The following is a 20,697-nucleotide window of genomic DNA, read 5'->3' as shown; positions in this document are numbered from 1 at the left end:
CTCGACCTCAGTTGATCTTCACGAGCGAGCCCTTGACGGTCGTCACGCCCGCGGACGTGACCTCCGCGGTCGCGGTGCCGTCGAGCGTCGCGGCCGAGCCCTTGAGCACGAGCTGCAGGTCCGCGCTGATCGAGATCTTGGGCGCCTTGAGCTCGATCGCGCTCGTGCCCTCGAGCGCGACCTGCACGCCTTTCACGGTGACCTTCCCGGTCTGCGACGTGCACGTCACGTCCTGCTGGGCGGTCACCTCCACCGCCTTCTGCGCGGTGACCGAGACCGGGCCGGACGACGTGATCTCGATCGCGGCCTGGGGCTTCTGCACGAGCACGACCTTCTCCTTGCCGTCCTTGTCGGAGACGACGAGACGCTCCTCTCCCGGCTTCTCGACGAACTCGACGTGCATCCCGGTGCGCGACGTGATGGTCCGGCGCGTCACGGCTCCGCTGTTCTTGTCGACGTAGGGGGCCTCGGACGGCGCCGGCGGGGTGTCCTTCGTGCTGAACAGGCCGCCGAGGACGTACGGCTGGTCGAGCTCGCCCTCGGCGAGCGCGACGAGGACCTCGTCGCCCACCTCGGGCAGCACGAACGTGCCGCGCTGCGGCCCCGCGCCCGGCTGGACGACGCGCGCCCACCAGCTCTCCAGCGAGTCGTGCAGCACGGGCAGCTTGACCTTGACCCGGCCGACCTTCAGAGGGTCGTCGACCGAGGTGACGACCGCGGGCAGGACCGCCGCGCCCCGTGCGCCCGCGCCGGAGCGCGCCCCGGCGACGGTGCCGTGCGTCGAGCGGTCGGACGCGTCCGCGACGACGAGGTGCGTCAGGTACCCGCGCTCGCCCGACAGCTCGTGGCGGACCCCGCTCACGACGTACTTGCCGTCGAACGGGTCCCCGCACCCGACGAGCGCGACCGGGCGCCCGACGGCGATCGCCGGGTTGCCGAGCACGGTCGCCTCGACCTCGGCGAACCCGCCGCCGACCCGGTCGGCCACGGACCGGGCGCTCACCGTCGCCTGGGCCTGCGAGGTGAGGGCCGTGCTCGGCACGACGAGAGGCGGCGGCGCGAAGGCCGCGCCGAGCGTCGCCGGGTCCGTGGTGGCGAGCTGCGCGCCCGGGGTCGCGGCCTTCGCCGTGCCGACGAACGTCCGCTTGCCGAGCTGGTCCCAGCCGCGCGCCTCGACCTCCCGCACCTGCGACGCGCTCGTCACGGTCGCGCGCAGCGAGACGAGGTTCACGCCGTGCTCGACGACGGCCGGGTCCTGGCGCGCACCGGACGTGCCGGAGGGCGCTCCCCGGGCCTCCACGGGCCGGCGGAGGTCGAGGCGGCCGTCCGTGACGCCGACCACCCGCCCGCTCCGTGCCGCGAGGCGCTGGAGCAGCTCCCAGTCGCTGATGTTCGGCTGCCACACGTGCTCGAAGACCTCGCTCGTCGCGTCGATCGTGCCGACGGGCAGGCCGTTGGCCCCGGCGACCTTGCGGACGACGTCGGACGCGGTCACGTTGACGTACGTCGCGACGCGGCGCGCGCCGACGAGCCGGTGCGCCATGTCGTACCCCCGGACCGTCGTCTGCCGGCCACCCGGCCCGATCTCGGTCTCGAGCGACGTCACCTCGCCGGTGACCAGCGGCGTCGGACCGCCCGACCCGCTGAGTTGGACGGCGAGCCCGACCCTCGCGCCCACCCGGATCCCCGCCTTCTCCAGCGCGGCGCCGTGCTCGTCGGAGAGCCGCAGCACGAACAGCGCCGGCTGGTCGCGCCGGGCGTCGACGAGCACGGACGTGAGCGAGGGCTCGACGTCGGCCGCGAGCTCCCGGCCGTCGACCCGCACGACGACGCGGGCGCTGTGCTCCTCACCGTGCACCGGAGACCACCCCCTGACGCCGCCCGACCGCCGGGTCCCGCAGGTCCTCCACGGCGGGAAGCAGCACGCGGTCGCCCGCGCGCAGCCGGAACGGGTCGTCGAGCCGGTTGGCCTCCGCGACGTCCCGCCACAGCCCCGGGTCGCCGTACTCGCGGTACGCGATCCCGGCGAGCGTCTCCCCGTGCACGACGACGTGCTCGCGGTGGGGCACGAGGCCGCCCGAGGTCGGGTTCTGGCGCGGCGACTCGCCGGCGATCTCCTCGAGCGTCACGGAGCACACCGCCCGGATCGGCAGGCCGCCGGAGGTGAACAGCGTGTACCGGACCTGGACGCTGCTGACGTAGGCGAGGAAGCCCGTCAGGCTGCCCCACCGGAACAGGACCCAGGGCGGGGAGTCCTTGCGCTGGTCGTGCGACGCCGCCGTCGGGACACAGCTCGTGAAGAGCTTCTCCACGGCCTTGACCACCGCGTCGTCGTGCGCCTGCGACGCGTCGAAGAACATCTCGAGAGACAGCCTCGACGGCTCCGGACCCTGGAACTGCGGCGGGCTCGAGCGGCGGTTGCCCGGGTTGGTCGGGCGCGTCCAGGTCGCGGCCTTCTGGAGGGCCAGCTCGGTGGGGTTGAACTGGAACGCGATCCGCCCGATCTCCGGGCCCGCCTTCGCGAGCGACCCGTCCTTCGACGGCTCGAACAGCAGGAGGTAGGCGTGCTCGAGCTTGGAGCCCGACCCGCTCCCGGCCGCGGCGGCGTCGAGGCCGACTGGAGAGGCCATGTCAGCTCACCCCGCAGCCTTCGGGGGGACGAACCCGTGGTGCGCGATCTCCACCGACTCGACCACGACGGACGAGTCCGCCGTCGACAGCGTCGGGCCCGACCAGCGCACCGGGACGATCCCCATCAGCCCGAACCGGGCCACCTCCGTGCCCTGGGCGGTCATCGCGTCGATCGTCGCCGTCCCGAACTTGTAGCCGCTCGTCACCATCGAGGTGAACCACTCGCCGATCTTGGCGCTGTCCCGGTTCAGGGGGCGCGTGAGCGTCACGTTGGGGAACCGCAGCCGGGTGGGGAACTGCCACACGGACCCGTTGTTCCCGCCCTCCTCGCGCGTCTCCACGGTCACCTCCGCCCCGAGCCCGGAGCACGAGCTGAAGAGCCCGAGGTTCCAGTCGTCGAGGAAGATGCGGTACCGGATCCCGACGGCGAGCGTCGTCTCCTCGTAGATCGTCATCCCTGCCACCCCCGGTCGACGCGCAGCCCCAGCCGTTCACGGTCGACGAGGACCTCCTGCCGCAGCCGGCGGAGCAACGGGTCGGTCAGCCGCCGCGCCAGGTCGTCGAGCTCCGCCTCGGTCACGGGGAACCGGCCTGGCGACGACGCCCGCGCGTGAGGGTCGGAGGGGTCGGCCGCGGTGGTCGACGACGTCCGCGCCGCCGTCGACGACGCGGCGGCGGGCAGGGAGGCCGGGTGCGCGACGGGGGGCAGAGGGGCCGACGGCGCGGCGGCGGTCGGGTGGATGGCCGACGCCACGGTCGGCAGCACGGCCGAGGAGGCGGCCGGCGCGAGTGCCGACGGCGCGAGCGGTGCCGGCGCGGGTGGTGCGAGCGTCGGGGCGACCCTTGGCGCGAGCGCCTTCTGCGGGGGTGAGACCGCGGCCGAGGCGGACCCCGGCAGCAGCGCACCCGCCGGTCCCGCTCCGCCGGGCGCGCGATGACCGCCGATCGTCCCACGCGTCCGGCGCGGCGCCGCTCCCCGCGTCCCCGTCTCGTCGAGGAGCCGCGACACCACCGGTCCGGGCGCCGGACCGCCGAGAAGCGGCCGCGGTGCGGCGACGAGCGGGCGCGTTCGCGCGCCGTCGGCGATCGCTCCGCCGACGAGCCGCGCGACGACGGGGGTCGTGGCGACCCCGGTCCGGTCGGCGACCTGACGCGACGTGACGGGCCCGGAGGACACGGCACGGGCGGCGTCGCGTGGCGCCGCAGGAGGGGATGCGACGGTGGGTGCGGTCGCGGCCTGCGCTGTCGGGGTCGGCCTTGTGGTGGCGGTCGGCGTCGTGGTGGCGGTCGGCCTCGTGATGGGGTTCAGCGTCGTGGCGGTCGGCGTCGCGGTGGCGTCCAGCGTCGTGGCGGTCGGCGTCGCGGTGGCGTCCCGCGTCGTGGCGGTCGGCGTCGTGGCGGTCGGCGTGGTCGCGGTCCGCTGGACAGCGGAGCGTCGTACGGGGGGCGTCGCGACGGCCGGTGCGCCCGCCGACGGGGACGACACGGTCACCGACGTGTGCGCGAGCGCCGTGCGGTCGACCTGCGACGCCGCGGTCGCGAGCGGTGCCGCGGTCGCGAGCGACGCCGCGGTCGCGAGCGACGCCGCGGTCGCGAGCGGTTCCGCGGTCGCGAGCGGTGCCGCGGTGACGACGGGTGCGACCGTGGTGAACGGTGCGGTGGTGGTGACGGGCGCGGCGGTGCTGAACGGCGCAGCCGGTGACGGTGCGGGCGACGACGTCGCCGCGGGCCGCAGCCGGGACGTGACGACCGGCGGCGACGCGCTCGGAGCGGGTGCGCTCGACGCCGCCTGCACGACCGCCGGCGGCGGGGGCGGCGGGGGCGGCGGGGGCGGCGACGCGACCGACGGGCCGTCGGGCCACGACTCGTCCCTCGCACGCTGAACGCTCGGCGTGCCGGGCGCCACCCCGTCGGTACGCCACGGCGGGGTGGTCGATGCGTGACTGGCTGCGGACGGCGACGCGTCTTCATCCACCGGATGCCGTGGGTCCGTGCTGCGGGAGCCCGGCGCCGACGCCGTGTGCGCAGCCTCAGCACCCCGCAGGAGCTCAGGACTGGGCGCGACGCCGAGCGTCGGCGCACCGGTGACGTGGCGGGACACGACCGGTCCCGGCACACGGGCCCCGCGCGACGGCGCCGGGTCTGCGAGCTGTCCGGTCACCGCCGCGGGTCCCGGTGCGGCCGAAGGTCCCGGTGCGGCCGAAGGTACGACCGAGGATACGGAGGCGGCCGAGGGCCCGGTCACGGCCGAGGGTGCCTGCGCGAGCGCGGCCGAGGGTGCCGGTCCGGGTGTGCGTCCAGGTGCGGTCACGACCGCGGGTGCGGGTGCGCTCACCACCTCGGGCGCGCTCACGACGGCAGGTGCCGGTCCGGGGCGACCAGACGCGCGTCGTTCGGTGTGCCCCGTCGCGGACCGCTGGACCAGGGCTGGTCCGCGGGCGACGCGGTCGACCTGCGATGTCCCGGCAAGGACCTCCGGAGACGCAGCAGGTCCCCGCGACGCGGACGGCGCCTGAGGCACGGACGGAGGCCGCGGCGCGGGCAGCACCGACAGCGATGGCGACGACGACAGCGATGACTGCGACGGCGACGACGACGGCGACGACGGCGGCGACGACGGCGACGGGGGTGCGTCCGGGCCCGCCTCGGCGGACCGCTGCACCGGCAGGAGGGACGTCGCCCCGGTCGGCGCACCCTGTGGGCCGAGCACGAGTGGCGCCTCCGACGCGGTGCGGGCCGCGGTGACGGAGGGCCGTACCAGCGCGCTTCCCGCCGGGGGCACGGCATCGTCCAGAGACGTGGCGGACCGTCGGGCCGGGACGTCCGGCCCCGCCGCAGGTCCTCCGCTCGACGTGGCCCGGGCGCCGCGCTCCGGGAGCGTCAGAGCGGACGGTTCCGGCCTCGGACCGTGAACGACCGTCGGCGAGAGGTCCGCAGCAGGCACGGAGACCCGGCTCGCCGTCACCGGGAGGGCCGGTTCCTCACGGACGGCGGGTACCTCCGGGACGACCGCGCCGTCGCGGGCCCGCTGGGCCACCTGTGGCGGGGGCGAGCTCGCCCCTCCCTCGGACGGCACCGCAGCGCCAGACGCGAGACCACCCTCGCCCACCGCGGCGGCGCTCGGTCCCACCGTACGTACCGGCATCGAGGCGGCGCCCAGCCGCGTGGCGTCGGCACGCGGTGTGACGTCGGCACGCGGTGTGACGTCGGCACGCGGTGTGACGTCGGCGTCGGCCCGCGGTGTGGCGTCGGTCCGCGGCGCGACGGCGGCCTGCACCGCGAGCGCCGCGTCTGCGCCCGACGGCGGCGTGGGCAGAGGCGCACCGAGACCGAGCCGCTGTGCGGGTCGGGCACCTCCCCCGGCACGCGATCCGGGCGGCGTCGGCGGCCCTGCCGTCCCGGGCGCCGTCGCAGGCGTCGTCGCAGGCCTCGTCGCAGGCGTCGTCGCAGGCCTCGTCGCAGGCGTCGTCGGCAGTGCGTCGGTGAGAGCAGCGACCGGCGCCGTGCCGGCGGTGAGGGGCACGACGGTGCCGGTGCCGTCGGAGAACCCGGCCGTCGCCGCGCGCCCGCTCCCGTCCCAGGGCGTGGCCGACGGCGGGAGGCGAGGGACGTCGTCGGGCACGGCCGCGGCCCGCTGGAGCGTCCCCGGTCCCGCGACCGCGGGGCCGAGCTCCTGCGCCGGCGGCGCCGGGGTGGCCGCGGTGCGCGAGACGACGACCACGGGTCGGCTGACCGGCAGACGGCTGGACGCTGCCGCGGCGCTCGTGAACCGGCCGGTCGGCGCGGCCGGCGACCAGGCGGTCGCCGGCACGACAGGGGGAGGGGCGTCGTCGGGCGCGAGGAGGGTGAGGTCGACGTCGGACGACACCGTGCGCTGCAACCGGCGCGCCCCGTCGCCGTCGACGACGCCCGACGGCGCCCGGGGGTCGACGGCGTGGCCCATGGTCCCGAGGAACCGCGGGCTCGACCACGCGGCGAGCCCGGCGGGGAACTGTGCCGGCGACGTCGTCAGCCGGAGGTCGCCCAGGATGCGCTGCACGGGCGGGAGGAACGCCCAGCCCACGGGCGGCGTCGAACCCGCGTCACCGGAGCCCGGGGCCGAGCCCGGGGCGGGGGCGGCGACCGCGGGCCGAGGACCGGCCGCGGTCGCCGCCCGCTCGCGACGCTGCCACGGCCACCTCATGGTCAGCGCCCCTCGGACAGGCGCGTGTTGATCTTCGAGATCTCGCGAGCGAACCGCTGCCGCACGCCGTGCTCGAGGTCGAGGATGTCGTCCGGCGACCAGTGGAAGTGGTAGGCCACGTACGCGATCTCCTCGTACAGCCGGTCGGTCGCGTACGTCACGATTCCCCCAGGCGGCCGCCCGCGAGGTCGATCGTGAAACGGTGCGAGCACTCGGGGCACGTGACGGCGGCCTGGGTGTGGCCCTCCGCGTTGACCCGGCGGTAGAAGTCCTGGAGGAACGCGACGTCGGACGCGAACATGTTCTCCACGACGTTCGTCGAGATGCTCGACATCGAGCCCAGCGACGTGATGACGCGGCTCAGCAGGACGACCGTCGTGAACGCGGCGTTCTCCTGGACGCGCGAGTCGTAGAGCGGCAGCAGCTCGTCGCGGGCCGTCGCCAGTCGCATGGTCCCGCGCGTGTGCCGCACGCCGTCGGCGTCGACGTACCCGCGCGGGAGCTCGAAGTCGAACTCCGTGCGCAACGGTGCCGGTGTGCCCGACGGCCGCCCGGCGCCGGGCGTCTCCTGCTCGCCCGGCGCGTCGCGGTCCAGGGCCTCCAGGGCTGGACCGCGCTGCATCAGCCGACCGTCATCTCGTCGTAGGCGACCGTGAACTTCTCGGTCGCGGGCTCCGTCGCGCCGGCCTTCATCGCGGAGACCTCGACGCTCGACACCCAGCAGTTCGTGAAGTTGTACGACTGGAGGGTCGCGCCGGTGTAGTCGAGGAAGGCCACCGCCGCGGTCTTGCGCGACCCCTTGACGTCGCCCTGCGCGACGATCTTGAGCCAGTCGGAGATCGTCTTGCTGTCGGTGAGCCCGCGGGTCACGGTGAACTCGCCGGGCTTGGCCCGGCCCATGAGCTGACGGACCACGTACTTGCCGTCCTTGGTCTGCTGCTTGTGCTCGATCTTCTCGACCTCGGACTTGATGCCGCTGACCTCGATGACCTTGGGGACCTGGATCCCGTCGATCGTCACGATGAACCCGTTCGCGGCGGACGAGTCGAGGGGGTCGGCGAGAGGCATGGTGCGCTCCTTCGTGTGCGTGCGGTGTCAGGGGGTCAGGGGTTGTCAGGTGTGCCGGTCGCGCTACTCGGCGACGAGGCTCGTCCCGCCCGAGAACTGGGACAGCTGGAAGATCACGAACTCGGCCGGCTTCACCGGGGCGATCCCGACCTGGCACACCACCTGGCCCGCGTCGATCCCCTCGGCCGGGTTGGTCTCGGCGTCGCACTTGACGAAGAACGCCTCCTCGGGCGTCAGCCCGAACAGCGCGCCCTTGCGCCACTCGTTGACGAGGAAGCTCGCGATCGTCCGGCGGATCCGCGCCCACAGGGCGGGGTCGTTGGGCTCGAACACGACCCACTGCGTGCCGACGAGGATCGACTCCTCGAGGTAGTTGAACAGGCGTCGCACGTTGACGTACCGCCACGCCGGGTCGGACGACAGGGTGCGCGCACCCCACACGCGGACGCCGCGCCCCGGGAAGGCCCGGATGCAGTTGACCCCGACCGGGTTGAGCAGGTCGTTCTCGGCGCGCGTGATGTTGGTCTGGAGCGTGATCGCGCCCCGGACGACCTCGTTGGCGGGGGCCTTGTGGACGCCGCGCTCGCCGTCGTTGCGGGCCCACAGCCCGGCCAGGTGGCCCGACGGCGGGACGAACACGTTCGTCCCCGACAGGGGGTCGAAGATCTTCACGTACGGCCAGTACAGCGTCGCGTACTTCGAGTCGTAGCCCGCGCCGGAGACCCGCCACTCCTTGACCTGCTGCGCGTTGAGCCCGGGCGGCGGGTCGAGGATCGCCATGCGGTCGCCCATGAGCTCGCAGTGCGCGATCATCGCGAGCTGGACCGCCTGGAACGTCTCGAGGTCGATCGCGCCCTGCTCGAGCGCGGCCACGAGGTCGGGGACGGCGACGATCGTGACGTCGTCGACCGCCTCGAGCCCGCTGAACCCGGTACGGTCGGCCGCGTCGCCGATGTAGTCCTCGGCGCCCAGGTCCTCGGTGGACGGCGGTTCCGGCTCCGGCTCGGGGGCCACGAGCTCGACGGCGCCCTTGTCCGGCTTCATGAGCGCGCTGCCCTGCGCGACCTCCTCGATCGTGATGATCTTCGAGTCGGCCTTCACCTTGGTCGCGACGTTGTCCGCGCCGCGCTTGGTGGTGACGTTGTCGAACGACTCGGCCTCCTTGCCGTCGACCTTGATCACGAGCTTGAACTGGTCGTCCGGTGCGGACTCGCCGCCGGCGTCGGCCACCTCGACGGTGATCTTCTTCGGCTTGCCCGTCGTCTGGCCGTCGAGCGCGGAGACCCGGTAGCCACCGAGAGCCGCCACGGGCGGTCCGGCGATCGCCTTCGGGGCGCTCTTCCCGCGGCCCGACGACGCGGGCGCGGCCCCGCCGATGCGCACCACGTAGCAGTTGCCGCCGCCGTTGAGGAAGTAGCCGTACACCGCGTGCGCGAGGTACGAGCCGGGTACGAAGTCACCGAACGTCTGCGAGAACTGGGACCAGTTGGACACGAGCGTCGGCTCGTCCACCGGACCCTTGGCCGCGAGACCGACGAACGCCGCGACCGACGTGCCGACCCCCTCGATGGGCCGTGAGCCGGCCTCGACCTCTTCCACGTACACGCCGGGCGAGAGATACGTCGTCATGTCGTCGTCGCCTCCTTGGGAACACGCTGGTGAGGACCAGAGTGATCCAGCGGCGGCCGCTATCTCAGGTCCGCTCGGCTACCTGACGGGGCAGACGTCGCTGCCCGATCGGGCGATCCGGGCGCCCGGAGGCGGAGCGAGACCGAGAAGCGGCAACCGTCGTCTCCCGCCGACCGCAGGTTGGCCGGACAACCCCCGGGGGTCGTCGTCCGCATTCCCCCGTCCGTTCACCTCGCGATCGGCTGCCGGACATCCGGAGCCGGTCGGATCAGGGCCGTGCGTCCTCACGCACACCCGCCCCCGGATTCGGAGAAGAACCCCGTGAAGAAGCGCACGCCCGAGCAGGGCAGCCCGACAACCTCCGGCACGAGCCGACGAGTGTTCCTCGGCGGGGCCGCCACGGCCGCCGCCACCGCGTGGCTGGCGTCGAACAGCACCGCTGCCGTCGCGGCGGACGACGCGCCGCTGCGCGCGGCCGTCCTGGAGCTCCGCGACCCGTGGACCAGCGCGACCGGACTCGAGAAGCTGCTGACCAAGGCCGGCTTCACGGTCGTCCCGCTCGACCCCGCGAAGCCCGCCACCGAGCAGGACGTCGACGTCATCGCGTTCGGCACGTTCACGAACAACGCCGCGACGTACGGCCGGTACATCGAGGCCGAGGCGCAGTCGTTGCAGGCCTTCGTCGCCGAGGGCGGCGTCGTCCTCGACATGGCCCAATCGGACCAGTTCCACTCGACGGCGTCCTACCTGCCGGCGCCGATGTCGGCGAGCCGCAACGACGCCGACTACGACTCGATCTTCCCGGTCGTCACCGACCATCCGCTCGTCTCGCACCTGCGGGTGGTCGACGGTCGCGTGTTCACGGGGCGGTCGACGCAGATCCGCGTGAGCTGGGAGTCGCTGCTCGACTGGCGTCAGATGCGCGTCCTGCTCGCGTGCAGCGCCGGCGGTCGCCCGCCGGCCCTGCTCGAGGGGGCGCACGGTCGCGGCCGCTTCGTGCTGTCGAGCCTCACGATCGACAAGATCTACAACGCCGCCGGCCAGACGGTCCAGCCGGCCGAGGCCGTCGCCGACAGCGAGATGTTCTTCACGGCCTTCGCCGCCTACGTCCGGATGGTCGTCGCCGGGACGGCGCCGGTCGTGACACCGACGATGCAGGCCATCGCGGGTCCCCTCGTCGGTGACACGGGGACCGACCGCTCCCGGGTCCTCGTCCGCCCCGGCAGCGACCTGCACGACCGCGCGTCGTGGACGCTCGAGTACTGGTCCGAGGGCGGACCCCGCCAGAGCGTCGGCGCCGTCCTCTCCCCGGACAACGACTCGACGGTGCTGTTCGACATCGCCGGCCTCACCGCCGCGACGGCCTACTCCTACGCCATCGCGCCGGAGGGCGATCCGATCCCCGGGCTCGACATCTCGGGGTCGTTCACGACCGCGCCGCCCGACGACGCCCCGACGAAGCTGGTCGTGGGCCTCGGCTCGTGCGTGTGGACCGAGCAGAACCACATCTGGGACACGATCCGCGCGGAGGGGTGCGAGGCCTTCGTCTTCATGGGCGACACCCCGTACATCGACAGCACGAACCTGCAGACCGCCCGGGACAAGCACCGGGCCTTCCTCCAGGTCCCGCAGGTGCGCGAGGTCACGCGGACGATGCCGGTCTGGGGGACGTGGGACGACCACGACTTCGGCGGCAACGACGTGCACGGCGACCTGCCGGGCAAGCGCAACAACCGCACCGCGTTCGTCGACTACCGCGCGAACGCCACGTTCGGGCACACGGCGGCGGGCGAGCCGCTGCGCGAGCGCACGGTCGACGGCGAGGGCATCTACACGTCGTTCCGTCGCGGCCCGCTCGAGGTGTTCCTGCTCGACCCGCGGTGGTTCAGCCGCACGGAGCAGAGCTGGGCGGACGCGACGAGGACCACGGGCATCGGCCAGGTGCAGTGGGAGTGGCTGCGGGAGAGGCTGCTCGCGAGCACGGCACCGTTCAAGCTCCTCGCGAGCGGGATGATCTGGGACGACAAGCAGAACGGCGAGGCGGACGACTGGGGCACCTACTCGTACGAGCGCGACGCGATCTTCGACCTCGTGCAGGAGCACCGCATCCCCGGCGTCTTCCTGCTCGGCGGCGACATCCACGTCTCGCGCGCGCTGAACTACGGCCCGCGGGTGGGCTACGACCTGTGGCAGTTCATCGTGAGCCCGATGCACAGCTCCGTCATCCCGAGCCTCAACGTCCCGAACCCCGCCCTGGTCCACAGCGCGGTCGAGCCGCACGTCTTCCTCAAGCTCGCGCTCGACTCGACGGTGGAGCCCGCGACGATGACCGCGACGTGGATCAACCGCGACGGCGAGCGCATCTTCGAGGTCGCGACCGACGCCGCGCAGCTCACGCCGCTGCCGGTCCTCGTGGGCTTCCCGTCGGCCGCGACCGAGCTGCTCGCCGGGCGGTCGTCGACGATCACGACGAGCGTCACCAACCAGTCGGGCGACCCGCTCGACGAGGTGACGGCGGTGCTGGAGGCGCCCCTCGGCTGGCAGGTCACCGCGGCGACCGAGACGACGTTCCGTGACCTCGCCGACGGCGAGACGCGCACGACGAACTGGACGGTCGAGCCGCCCGTCGGTACCGAGCCGGGCGATGTCGTGCTCGTCGCCCGGTCGACGTACTCCCCGGCCGGTGCCCACGGCACGGCGACACGACAGGCGACGGTCTCGGTCGTCGCGGACGGGACGGTGCCGCGCTCGCGCCTGTCGATCGCGGGGTTCAGCAGCGAGGAGCCCACGAGCGACCTCGCGGTGAACGTCATCGACGGTGCGCCCTCGTCGATCTGGCACTCGCGGTGGGCCGCGGCCCCCGTGCCGGGCTACCCGCACTGGATCGCCCTGGACCTCGGGTCCGAGCACCTCCTCGACGGGCTCGGCTACCTGCCCCGGCAGTCCGGGACGAACGGGCTGATCAAGGACTACGAGGTCTACCTCTCGCACGACAGCACCACGTGGGGCAGCGCCGTGGCGACGGGCTCGTTCCCGGCCGGCACCGCGCTCGCCCGCGTCGACTTCGCCGAGACGGCGGCGCGCTACGTCAAGCTCGTCGCCCTGAGCTCCCAGAACGGCCTCCAGTTCGCCGCGGCCGCCGAGCTCACGCCCTACGGCCGGGCCGTGGAGCGTGAGCGTCCCGAGGCCGTCGTCACGGCGGAGTCCCGCACGATCGCGGACAAGGTCGTGGTCGCCGTCCGGGTCGAGAACACCGAGCCGGTCCCGGTCGACGTCAAGATCACGACCGACTACGGCACGAAGTCGTTCCTCGGCGTCCAGCCGGGCAAGACCGCCTACCAGTCGTTCGCCACGCGCAGGTCCGCGGTCCCGGCGGGAGCGGTGACCGTCGAGCTCAGCGGCCGGATCGACCAGCTCGCGGTGCGCAACACCGTCACCGCGCTGTACGACGCCCGCGGCTGAGCGGGGGCGGCGGACCACGGCGCCGCCGTCGAGGAACCGGCCAGGTCGGCCGGGCCTCGACGGCGCCGCCCGTGCGAGAAGCGCGCGCGTGACGGCGCGAGGCGCCGCGAGTCGTCAACCGCAGGCGATCGCGTCGTACGCGACGTCGGCACCGAACGACCGCCCGTCGCCCGACGCCGAGACCCGCGCGTCGCCCGGCGCCACCGACGTCGACCGCACCGGGAAGGCCTGGTACGCGGACCGGCCCGGCTCGACGCCCGTCACGGTCCTGGTCCCGAACGGCGTGGACAGCGTGACGTCGACCGGCACGGACTCGTCGTTCGTCGCCCGGACCGCGACGTACGCCCTGCCCGCGAGGCAGCGCGCCTGGGCCTGCGTCGAGACGGCGAGGTCGTCGTGCGCCGCGGTGAGGCCGATGACGCCCCGCACGGCCAGCGTGGCGCGCACGATGCTCGCCGACGCCCCGGCGTCGGCCACCTGTGTCTCCGCGAGCTCCTGAGCTCGCCCGACGAGGGTGTCGGCCGCGCCCCAGTCGCCCGCGTCCGCGGCGTCGAGCGCCTGGCGCACGAGGTCCTGGACCTGCCCGCCGACCGCCGCGTCGACCGTCCCGGCGTCGACGCGGTCGCCCACGAGCTCGACGACGTCGGTGTACCAGGCGGGGTCCGCCGCGACCTCCGTGGGCACGTAGCCGGCCTCGACCGCGGCGCGCGTCGACGCGACGACGGCGTCCGCGTACTCCTGCGGGTCCGGGTACCAGTCGGCGAGCGTGGCGTCGTCGACGGGGGTGGACCCGCCGTCGAGGAAGCAGAAGCCCGGGCCGGCGTTGGAGCCCGAGTTGATCCTCGTCGGCACGTCCTGCTGGGCGAGGCGGATGCCGCCGAGGCCCAGGCCGAGCTCGTCGCGCACGACCGTCCGCGGGTCGTCGGTCAGCTCGATCGGCGTCCCGGTCGGCGGCGCCGTGCCGTCGGCCACCCACGCGGCGACGTGGTCGTACACCGTGCCCTGGACCATGTGCTGCGGCACGCGCGACCCCGACGGCTGCTCGCACGTCTGCGGCGTGCCGGGGTAGCCGCCCGGCGCGGAGCCGACGTCGCGGAGGCGCAGGCGCCCGTAGTCCGTGATGAGCTTCCAGTCGCCGTGCGACGCCCCCGCGACCTCCCACGTGCGCAGCGCGTCGCTGTCGGGCTGGCGCTGTGCGGCGCCGAGGAGGTCGATCGCGACGTCGGTCTCGCTGTTGATCTTGAACACGGGCGTCTCGAGGTCGTCCCGCACCACGCCACCGCCGCCGTGGAGGACGACCGCGTCCACCACGCCGGCGAGCGGGTCGACCGAGTTGACGTAGGACCACAGGCGGCCCGCCGACTGCGAGTGGCCGGTCGCGACGACGCGTTCGGCGTCGAGGGGGCCGAGCGGCGCGGTGCCGGCGGGGTCGCGCACCGCCTGGACGGCCTGGCTGAAGACGTCCCACGAGAGGGTGTCGTCCGTGACCGCGCCGCCGTCGGTGAGGTCGAGCGTGCCGTACCGCTCGGGGCTCCAGGTCCGGAGGCCGGTCGCGGAGTGGACGCCGGCCCGCTGTGCCGAGACGCCGACCCACGCGTAGCCCTCGCGGACGAGGTGCTCGTGCGTCTGGAACCAGTCGACCTCCTGGTCCCACTGGTTCGAGACGTTGTACCACTCGGCGATCACCGTGCCGTTGAACGCGTCCGGGTCGACGGGGCGGCGGACCACGATGCGGGTCCGGTAGTCGTGGCCCGTGCTGAGCACCGTCGCGTCGGTGAGGCCGTCGGCCTGGTACCGCGTCGCCTCCCCCTGGACGAAGAACTCCTCCTCGACGTAGCCGTGCCCGGCGAGGTCGTCGTCGGTGGCGAGGAACGGGTAGCCGTGGGCCGGGTCGCCGGGAGCCGACGTCGCGGGGATCGGGCCGACCACTCCGGGATCGGGCACGGCGTCCGCGGCACCGGCGGGCAGCGCCAGACCGGTCAGCAGGAGCGCTCCGGTGGCGGCGACGGCGAACGGACGTCGGACGAGGCGTGCAGGCATGGACGACTCCTTCGTCGGGGACCCGACCGCGCCGTCGGGTGGTCAGCAGGGTAGACAGATGCGAAACCTCTGTCGACCGGTCGGCAGGTTTTGGCCGATCTCCACCAGAAGTGACCGTAGAGCACCCGACAGACTCCGGCGACCTGGTGAGGGACCCTGCAACCACCGTCGACCCATGTCGTCTCGATGCTCGAACCAGTGCACGCCACCTACTTCCCCTGCTCGATGTACGTGAACTCGATGATCCGCTCCTTCAGGCGCAGCGTCACAGTCGCCAGACCGTTGATCTTCAGATCATTCCTGTGGTCGAGAAGAAGACCCATCGCCGCAATCCCGTTCTCAGTCCCCAGCAGCGCGAAGAACAAGTCCGCAGGAGGCTTCCCCGCACCCTCTCCCGGCTCGATGCCCTCTGGGCTCGCCGTGATCACCGCACTGTCGAGCACACCGCACGACCACATGAGGTGGTTGAACACCTCGAGCCCGGACGCTGATGCAACATTCACTCGGAGGAGCTTTTTCAATGCAGCCGTCGGAAAATTCCTGCGATACTGGAGGAAGAGGATCTCAGAGTTCCCCAAGGCGGACATGAGCGCCGGGTCGTTCCCCTTGGCGTGCGAGTTCGACATCGCGAAGATCTGCCCCTCGGAGAACTCGTTCTCGTAGACCCCCCCTGCGGTGCCGCCAAGATTCGTCTTCATCGACTTCCGGCCGATCAACTCCTCGTGCGTCGATGCGGCATCCAGCATGTTCGCCGCGCCATGAGCCACCTCGGCATCTGCATGGCCTGAGACGCGCAGCGACGTCTGGATCCTGCCGTAGCGCTCCCTCCCCTTGTCGGCCGCCTTCTTGAACTGCGCCTCCGCCTTCATGCGTTCGCCCTCCGACACGGAGGCAAGACCGGGGGTCGGCGCTGGAGCTGGCGTCGGCGGTGGAGGTGGCGGAGGTCCCGCCGGCGGCCCTGCCGCGGCGTGGGGAGGTGGGGTTGACGCTGACGCGATCCTCCGCCCCGCTTCCAGTGTTGCCTCCTTGACCAGCGCCTCCTTCCCGACGAAGACGAACACCCCCGTCGAGTTGACCCAGCCTTCGATCACCTCCTTCACCGTCGGCGCGAGGCCGTCAGGCACCTCCTTGAGGACCGTGAACTCACCGCGAGCCTCGGACCGCAGGTAGACGCTGCGTTGGACCGTGGCGGTCGCGACGTCCATCGAGGACCATGACGGGCGGTGAAGCGGCAACCGCCGCGCGCTCCCGAGATCGGCTCCAGGCGTCCGCATGACGCGGACCGCTGTGGCCGCTGCTTCGCGCTCGAACCGGTCGTCCGGGTCGGAGATGCTGACGCCGTCGCCCGTCGGCGTGCCCGACACGGGGCCGCTGCGCTGCTGCACGACGTGCGTGAGCTCGTGCGCGAGCATCGTCCTGCCCGCCGTCGAGGCCGTGTCGAACTTCCCCGCACCGAACACGACGTCTCGCCCCACGGTGTAGGCGTGCGCCCCGACCGCCGCGGCGGACGATGACGCCGTCCCTCCGGTGTGGACCCGCACGTCCGAGAAGTCGGCACCGAGGCGTGCTTCCATGTCCGCGCGCACGTCGGGCACGAGCGGTGACCCGCCGCCGCGCCCGACGACGTCGAGCACGGGTGACCGACCGTCCTCGAGCGCTCGTTGCAGCACGGCGTTCCCGACGTGACGCTGCAGCGCTACGAGATCGTCGGCACCGAGCGCGGCGACGTCTCCCCCGGCGACCGCGGCAGCGCCGACCGCAGGCCCGACAGACCGGGTCGCCGAGGGCCTGTCCGCCCCCGACGCACCGGCCCGGTCTGCGGGACGCTCATGCGGACGTGCCCGCACGTCGTGGTGGCCGGTCGGCTCGTTGTCCCGTGTCATTGCGTCGTCTCCTTCGGGCTGGCGCCCACCTTCTTCTTCCGGCTCCCGCCGGTGTAGCCGAGGACGGCGGTGGAGATGAAGCCGCCGCCCTCCAGCACGTCCTCCTTGATCTTCAGCACACCGCGGAAGACGGACGCGTCCTGGAAGTAGTAGTCGACGAGCTCCAGCCCCGAGACTCCGGCCTGCCGGATCAACGCGAGGGTCTCCTGCTTGTTCGCCGTGTAGTAGTCGCCCTCGCTGGGCTTCTGCAGCGCCTTGAGCACGAGCAGGGTCGTGATCTCCGTGGCCCCCTCGACGAGCGCGGGCCAGCCCGTCGCGTCACCGTCCCCCACGTGCTTGTCCCACCCGGCGCCGGACAGGATGTGCAGCGCCTCGTGGATCGCGTGGTGCGGCTTGACGACGTGCTGCCGCAGGTTGAGGTGTCGTGGGTTGCGGTTCCGCTCGGCGAAGCCGAGCGCGCGCCAGCTCCCCATGACCGTGCGCAGGACGGCGTCCATGCTTTGCGGGCCACCCGGTCCGGACCCCCACTCCAGCACGCGTCTGCGGGCGAAGTCGACCTCGTCGAGCACGCGCACCCGCCCGGCGAGGTCGGTGGCGATACGGTCCTGCGCGCTCTGCGGGAGCCACGGGACCGCCCGGAGGTCGCGGAGGAGGTCGTCCTCGACGGCCTGACGGATCGCGTCGGGTTCCGTCGCCTGCTGCATCCCCGCGAGCGCAGCCTCGACCTGCCGGTGGTGCTGGAGGTAGAACCGTGCGTCGGTGTCCAGGGTCGCGAGGTCCTTCGCCGCGTCGAGCACGTCCTTCAGCGAGATCGTGCGGGAGAGCACCGCGGACAGCACCCGCGGGAAGTCGACGACCACCGCGCGCTTGACCTCCTCCGGCAGCGTCTTCACCTCCGCGGCCGTGACGGCGCGCTGGACGACGACGCCCGCCGCAGGTGCGAGCATCCGGGACACCTGCGCGTTGCCGACGTCGCGCTGGAGCCCTGACAGCACCAGCGGCCGTTCGCCACGGAGCGGCGCGGCTGCTGCGGTGCTCGTCCGCCCCGGACGGCCGGCGGTGTGGCGCGGCACGACCGGGCGCGGGTGTTCCTCGTGCTCCGACATCACTCCACCAGCTCCCAGTACGGTCCGAACTCGCTCGGCTGCGTGAGCCGGCCGAGCTTGCGGTGCTCCCGGTGCACCGCGGTGACGAGGTGCCGCATCTCGACCACGCCGTCGTCGGCCGCGGCGAGGTACGCGGCGGTGACGGCCGCGGAACGGATGCCGCCGCCCGCGAGCTCGAACGCCTTGGCGCAGAAGTCGAGGTCGAGGTCGTCCGCGCGGGGGACCACGCGCCCGAGGCACCGGTCCCACAGGAGGCGGCGCGCGGCGTCGTCGGGCACGGGGAAGTCCACGACGACGTCGAGCCGGCGCGTGAACGCCTCGTCGATGTTGGCGCGCAGGTTGGTGGACAGCACGACGAGCCCGTCGAAGGTCTCCATGCGCTGCAGCAGGTACGCGCTCTCGATGTTGGCGTAGCGGTCGTGGGCGTCCTTGACCTCCGAGCGGCGGCCGAACACGGCGTCGGCCTCGTCGAACAGCAGCACGGCGTTCACCCCGGCCGCGCCGGTGAAGATCCGCTCGAGGTTCTTCTCCGTCTCGCCCACGTACTTGTCCACGACGGCGGCGAGGTCGACGACGTAGAGCTCCAGCCCGAGGTCGTGCGCGACGACCTCGGCGGACATCGTCTTGCCCGTCCCGGAGCCGCCCGCGAACAGCGCCGCCACGCCGCGTCCGCGACCGCCGCCGGGGCGCATCCCCCAGTCGCCCAGCACCCGGTCGCGGTGGCGCGCGCGCTGCGACACCTCGCGCAGCGCGCGCAGCGCGGGGCCTGCGAGCACGAGGTCGTCCCAGCCCACGGCGGGCGTGACGCGCCGCGCGAGGCGGTCCAGCGCCGTGCCGTTCTCGGCGCGCGCCCCGCGGCGCACGTCCTCGGCGGACACCCGACCGCCGGGCCGCAGCACGGCCTGCGCCCCGGCCGAGCCGGCCGCCCGGACCACCTGCTCCGGCCGCAGCCGGAAGGGCGCGATCACGTCCGCGACGTCGAGGTCGCCCGCCACGTCCCCCAGCGCCACCGCCCACAGCGCGGCACGCTGCGCCGTCGTCACCTCGTCCGCGTCGAGGAGCAGCGGCGTGGCGCGCGACCACTCCGGGTCCCACGCGGCCTCCCCGACGAGCACCGTCAGCCCGGCCCCCTCCGTCAGCGCCGCGATCACCTCCGGGGACCCGCGGACCGCGTCCACGGGATCGGCGACCAGCCCCGCGTCGCGCAGCGACGCCTCCCGCACGGCGGCCCGCGCCACGCCCACCGGGTCTGCCCCGAGGCGGCGCAGGTCGAGCCCGACGACGGCGCGCCCGGTCCCCGTGAGCGCCGCGGCGGCCGCGGACGCGGCCGACCCCGTCACCGGCTGCCGCACGTACAGCAGGCCCACGCCTGCGGCGAGCGCGAGGCGGACGCGGTCGGCGTCGCCGGAGCCGATCGGGACGAGGTCGACGAGGGCGTCGGCGAGCGCCGGGTCGGGCGCGTCGTCGCCCAGCAGGTGCCCGACAACGCGGTCCGGGACCCGCAGGGCCCGTCCCGGCAGCGGCCGGTCGAGATCCTCGACGACGACGAGCCCGCCGCGCACGAGCGGCCCGTGCGTGAGGCGGTGGCGGGCGGGCGCCGACGCGAGCGGGACCGCGCACAGCGCGAACGCCGTCGCGAGGGACGGGCGGTGGCGCGACACGTCGTCGTTGAGATAGCCGAAGAGCTGCTCGAACCGGAGGTCGACCTCTCCCGCGAGCGCCACGATTAGCAGCTCGACGTCGAGGTCCGTGAGGTCGGACGCGCGGGCGAGCGCGCGCAGCCGCACCCGCTCCCCGGAACGCTCGGCGGCGTCCGCGGCCTGCTCCACCACCGCGAGGCGGTCCGCCGCGACCCGCAGGTCCGCGCCGGGCGCGGGTCCGGTGAGGAGGTGGTCGACCGCGTCGTCCGTGAGGTAGAGGCCCCGGAACGGGTCGTCCGCGGTGGGGTCGCCCACGCGCCGTCGGGCCACGACGTCGCGCACGCGCTCCTCCAGGACACCGAGGCGCCCGACGAGGTGGACGAGGCTCGCGTCGGTCATGACCGCCTCCGTGCGCGCGGCGCGCGCGTGCCCGGGGCGGAGACCGGATCGGGCGCACGGTGGCGGCGCCGCTGCGGGTCCGCGCCGTCGCCGGTCGTGTCGCGCGCGGCGAGCAGGAGCTCCTCGCGCACGGGCGGGCCGACCTCGCCGCGCTCCGGACGCAGGAGAGGTGCGGTCACGGCGACCTCGACCGAGGGCTTGAGCTCGCCTCCCAGCGAGGACCACACGTCGGTGACGCTGCGGTCCTCGGCCGGCGGCATCCCCACCGTCACCGGCACCGGTCCGCCGGCCTCCGCGAGCGACCCCACGACGTGCTCGGGCGGCAACGCGTCGAGGCCGATGAGCGCCGCGAGGACACGGTCGAGCAGCCGGTGCTCGTCCTCGGGACGCTGCGTCCAGGCCGTCACGAGGTAGGACAACCGGAAGTGGCGCGGCGGGTCCGCGCGTCCGGTCACCGTGCCGTCGGGACCGCGGCGGTCGATCAGCCCGTGCGACCGGCGCTTGACGTCCTCGCGGACGTCGTACAGGTACACGTCGACCGTGGGCGCGTTGCGACGCGCGGCCCAGTCCGTCGTCGGGGCGTCGAACGCGACCTCGACGTCCCCGACCGCCTCGCGCACGAGCGCGCGGAGCGCATCGTCGACCTCGGTGATCAT

At 73.7% G+C, this 20,697-nt stretch carries 15 protein-coding genes; 2 read left to right on the top strand and 13 right to left on the bottom strand.

Annotation, left to right across the window (positions count from 1 at the left end):
* Positions 1 to 7: 7 nt before the first annotated feature.
* The 4 genes from V5D56_RS05635 to V5D56_RS05620 are packed head-to-tail and all read right to left on the bottom strand — an operon-like array spanning position 8 to position 3,808.
* Entirely contained in the window at positions 8 to 1,858 is a 1,851-nt protein-coding gene (locus V5D56_RS05635; RefSeq protein WP_435738073.1) for a VgrG-related protein, read from the bottom strand.
* Entirely contained in the window at positions 1,848 to 2,630 is a 783-nt protein-coding gene (locus tag V5D56_RS05630; RefSeq protein WP_435738072.1) for a peptidase M23, read from the bottom strand. The genes V5D56_RS05635 and V5D56_RS05630 overlap by 11 nt, the downstream gene beginning before the upstream one ends.
* A gap of 6 nt (positions 2,631 to 2,636) precedes the next feature.
* A complete protein-coding gene (locus V5D56_RS05625; protein ID WP_435738071.1) occupies positions 2,637 to 3,086 on the bottom strand; it encodes a phage tail protein in 450 nt (149 codons plus the stop codon).
* Complete coding sequence (locus V5D56_RS05620; RefSeq protein WP_435738070.1) at positions 3,083 to 3,808, bottom strand: hypothetical protein; 726 nt, start codon at positions 3,806 to 3,808, stop codon at positions 3,083 to 3,085. The genes V5D56_RS05625 and V5D56_RS05620 overlap by 4 nt, the downstream gene beginning before the upstream one ends.
* A gap of 118 nt (positions 3,809 to 3,926) precedes the next feature.
* Between V5D56_RS05620 and V5D56_RS05615 the strand changes: the two genes are divergently transcribed.
* Positions 3,927 to 4,514: a hypothetical protein gene (locus V5D56_RS05615; protein ID WP_435738069.1), complete on the top strand. Its 588-nt coding sequence runs from the start codon at positions 3,927 to 3,929 to the stop codon at positions 4,512 to 4,514.
* A gap of 2,302 nt (positions 4,515 to 6,816) precedes the next feature.
* Here V5D56_RS05615 and V5D56_RS05610 read toward each other — a convergent pair.
* The 4 genes from V5D56_RS05610 to V5D56_RS05595 form a co-directional block, all read right to left on the bottom strand.
* A complete protein-coding gene (locus tag V5D56_RS05610) occupies positions 6,817 to 6,975 on the bottom strand; it encodes a DUF6760 family protein (protein ID WP_251152103.1) in 159 nt (52 codons plus the stop codon).
* Positions 6,972 to 7,436, bottom strand: a complete 465-nt coding sequence (locus V5D56_RS05605; protein ID WP_435738068.1) for a hypothetical protein — start codon at positions 7,434 to 7,436, stop codon at positions 6,972 to 6,974. Before V5D56_RS05605 ends, V5D56_RS05610 begins: the two co-directional genes overlap by 4 nt.
* Positions 7,436 to 7,882 (bottom strand): phage tail protein, encoded by a 447-nt coding sequence (locus tag V5D56_RS05600; protein ID WP_435738067.1) that lies wholly within the window; start codon positions 7,880 to 7,882, stop codon positions 7,436 to 7,438. The genes V5D56_RS05605 and V5D56_RS05600 overlap by 1 nt, the downstream gene beginning before the upstream one ends.
* 63 nt (positions 7,883 to 7,945) lie before the next feature.
* Positions 7,946 to 9,511 carry a phage tail sheath family protein gene (locus V5D56_RS05595; RefSeq protein WP_435738066.1) on the bottom strand — a complete coding sequence of 522 codons (1,566 nt, stop codon included), beginning with the start codon at positions 9,509 to 9,511 and terminating at the stop codon, positions 7,946 to 7,948.
* 321 nt (positions 9,512 to 9,832) lie between these two features.
* On the opposite strand from V5D56_RS05595, the gene V5D56_RS05590 reads away from it, so the two are divergent.
* The gene (locus V5D56_RS05590) at positions 9,833 to 12,973 is read left to right on the top strand and encodes an alkaline phosphatase D family protein (RefSeq protein WP_435738065.1); all 3,141 of its coding nucleotides are present in this window, start codon (positions 9,833 to 9,835) and stop codon (positions 12,971 to 12,973) included.
* 114 nt (positions 12,974 to 13,087) lie between these two features.
* Here the strand turns inward: V5D56_RS05590 and V5D56_RS05585 are convergent, their stop codons facing one another.
* The 5 genes from V5D56_RS05585 to V5D56_RS05565 all read right to left on the bottom strand — a co-directional run bounded on the left by V5D56_RS05585 (position 13,088) and on the right by V5D56_RS05565 (position 20,697).
* The gene (locus V5D56_RS05585; protein WP_435738064.1) at positions 13,088 to 15,013 is read right to left on the bottom strand and encodes an alpha/beta hydrolase domain-containing protein; all 1,926 of its coding nucleotides are present in this window, start codon (positions 15,011 to 15,013) and stop codon (positions 13,088 to 13,090) included.
* A 209-nt stretch (positions 15,014 to 15,222) separates the two neighbouring features.
* Positions 15,223 to 16,896 (bottom strand): eCIS core domain-containing protein, encoded by a 1,674-nt coding sequence (locus V5D56_RS05580; RefSeq protein ID WP_435738063.1) that lies wholly within the window; start codon positions 16,894 to 16,896, stop codon positions 15,223 to 15,225.
* Positions 16,893 to 18,002: a hypothetical protein gene (locus tag V5D56_RS05575; protein ID WP_435738062.1), complete on the bottom strand. Its 1,110-nt coding sequence runs from the start codon at positions 18,000 to 18,002 to the stop codon at positions 16,893 to 16,895. Before V5D56_RS05575 ends, V5D56_RS05580 begins: the two co-directional genes overlap by 4 nt.
* Positions 18,002 to 20,041, bottom strand: coding sequence for an ATP-binding protein (locus tag V5D56_RS05570; RefSeq protein ID WP_435738061.1), 2,040 nt, complete (start codon positions 20,039 to 20,041; stop codon positions 18,002 to 18,004). The genes V5D56_RS05575 and V5D56_RS05570 overlap by 1 nt, the downstream gene beginning before the upstream one ends.
* On the bottom strand, positions 20,038 to 20,697 hold the full coding sequence (locus tag V5D56_RS05565) for a DUF4255 domain-containing protein (RefSeq protein ID WP_435738060.1): 660 nt from the start codon (positions 20,695 to 20,697) through the stop codon (positions 20,038 to 20,040). The genes V5D56_RS05570 and V5D56_RS05565 overlap by 4 nt, the downstream gene beginning before the upstream one ends.

This window comes from Cellulosimicrobium sp. PMB13, from assembly GCF_051294865.1.
Lineage (GTDB): Bacteria > Actinomycetota > Actinomycetes > Actinomycetales > Cellulomonadaceae > Cellulosimicrobium.
Note: the sequence above shows the minus strand (reverse complement) of the source record. Positions and strands in the feature narration are given on the sequence as shown.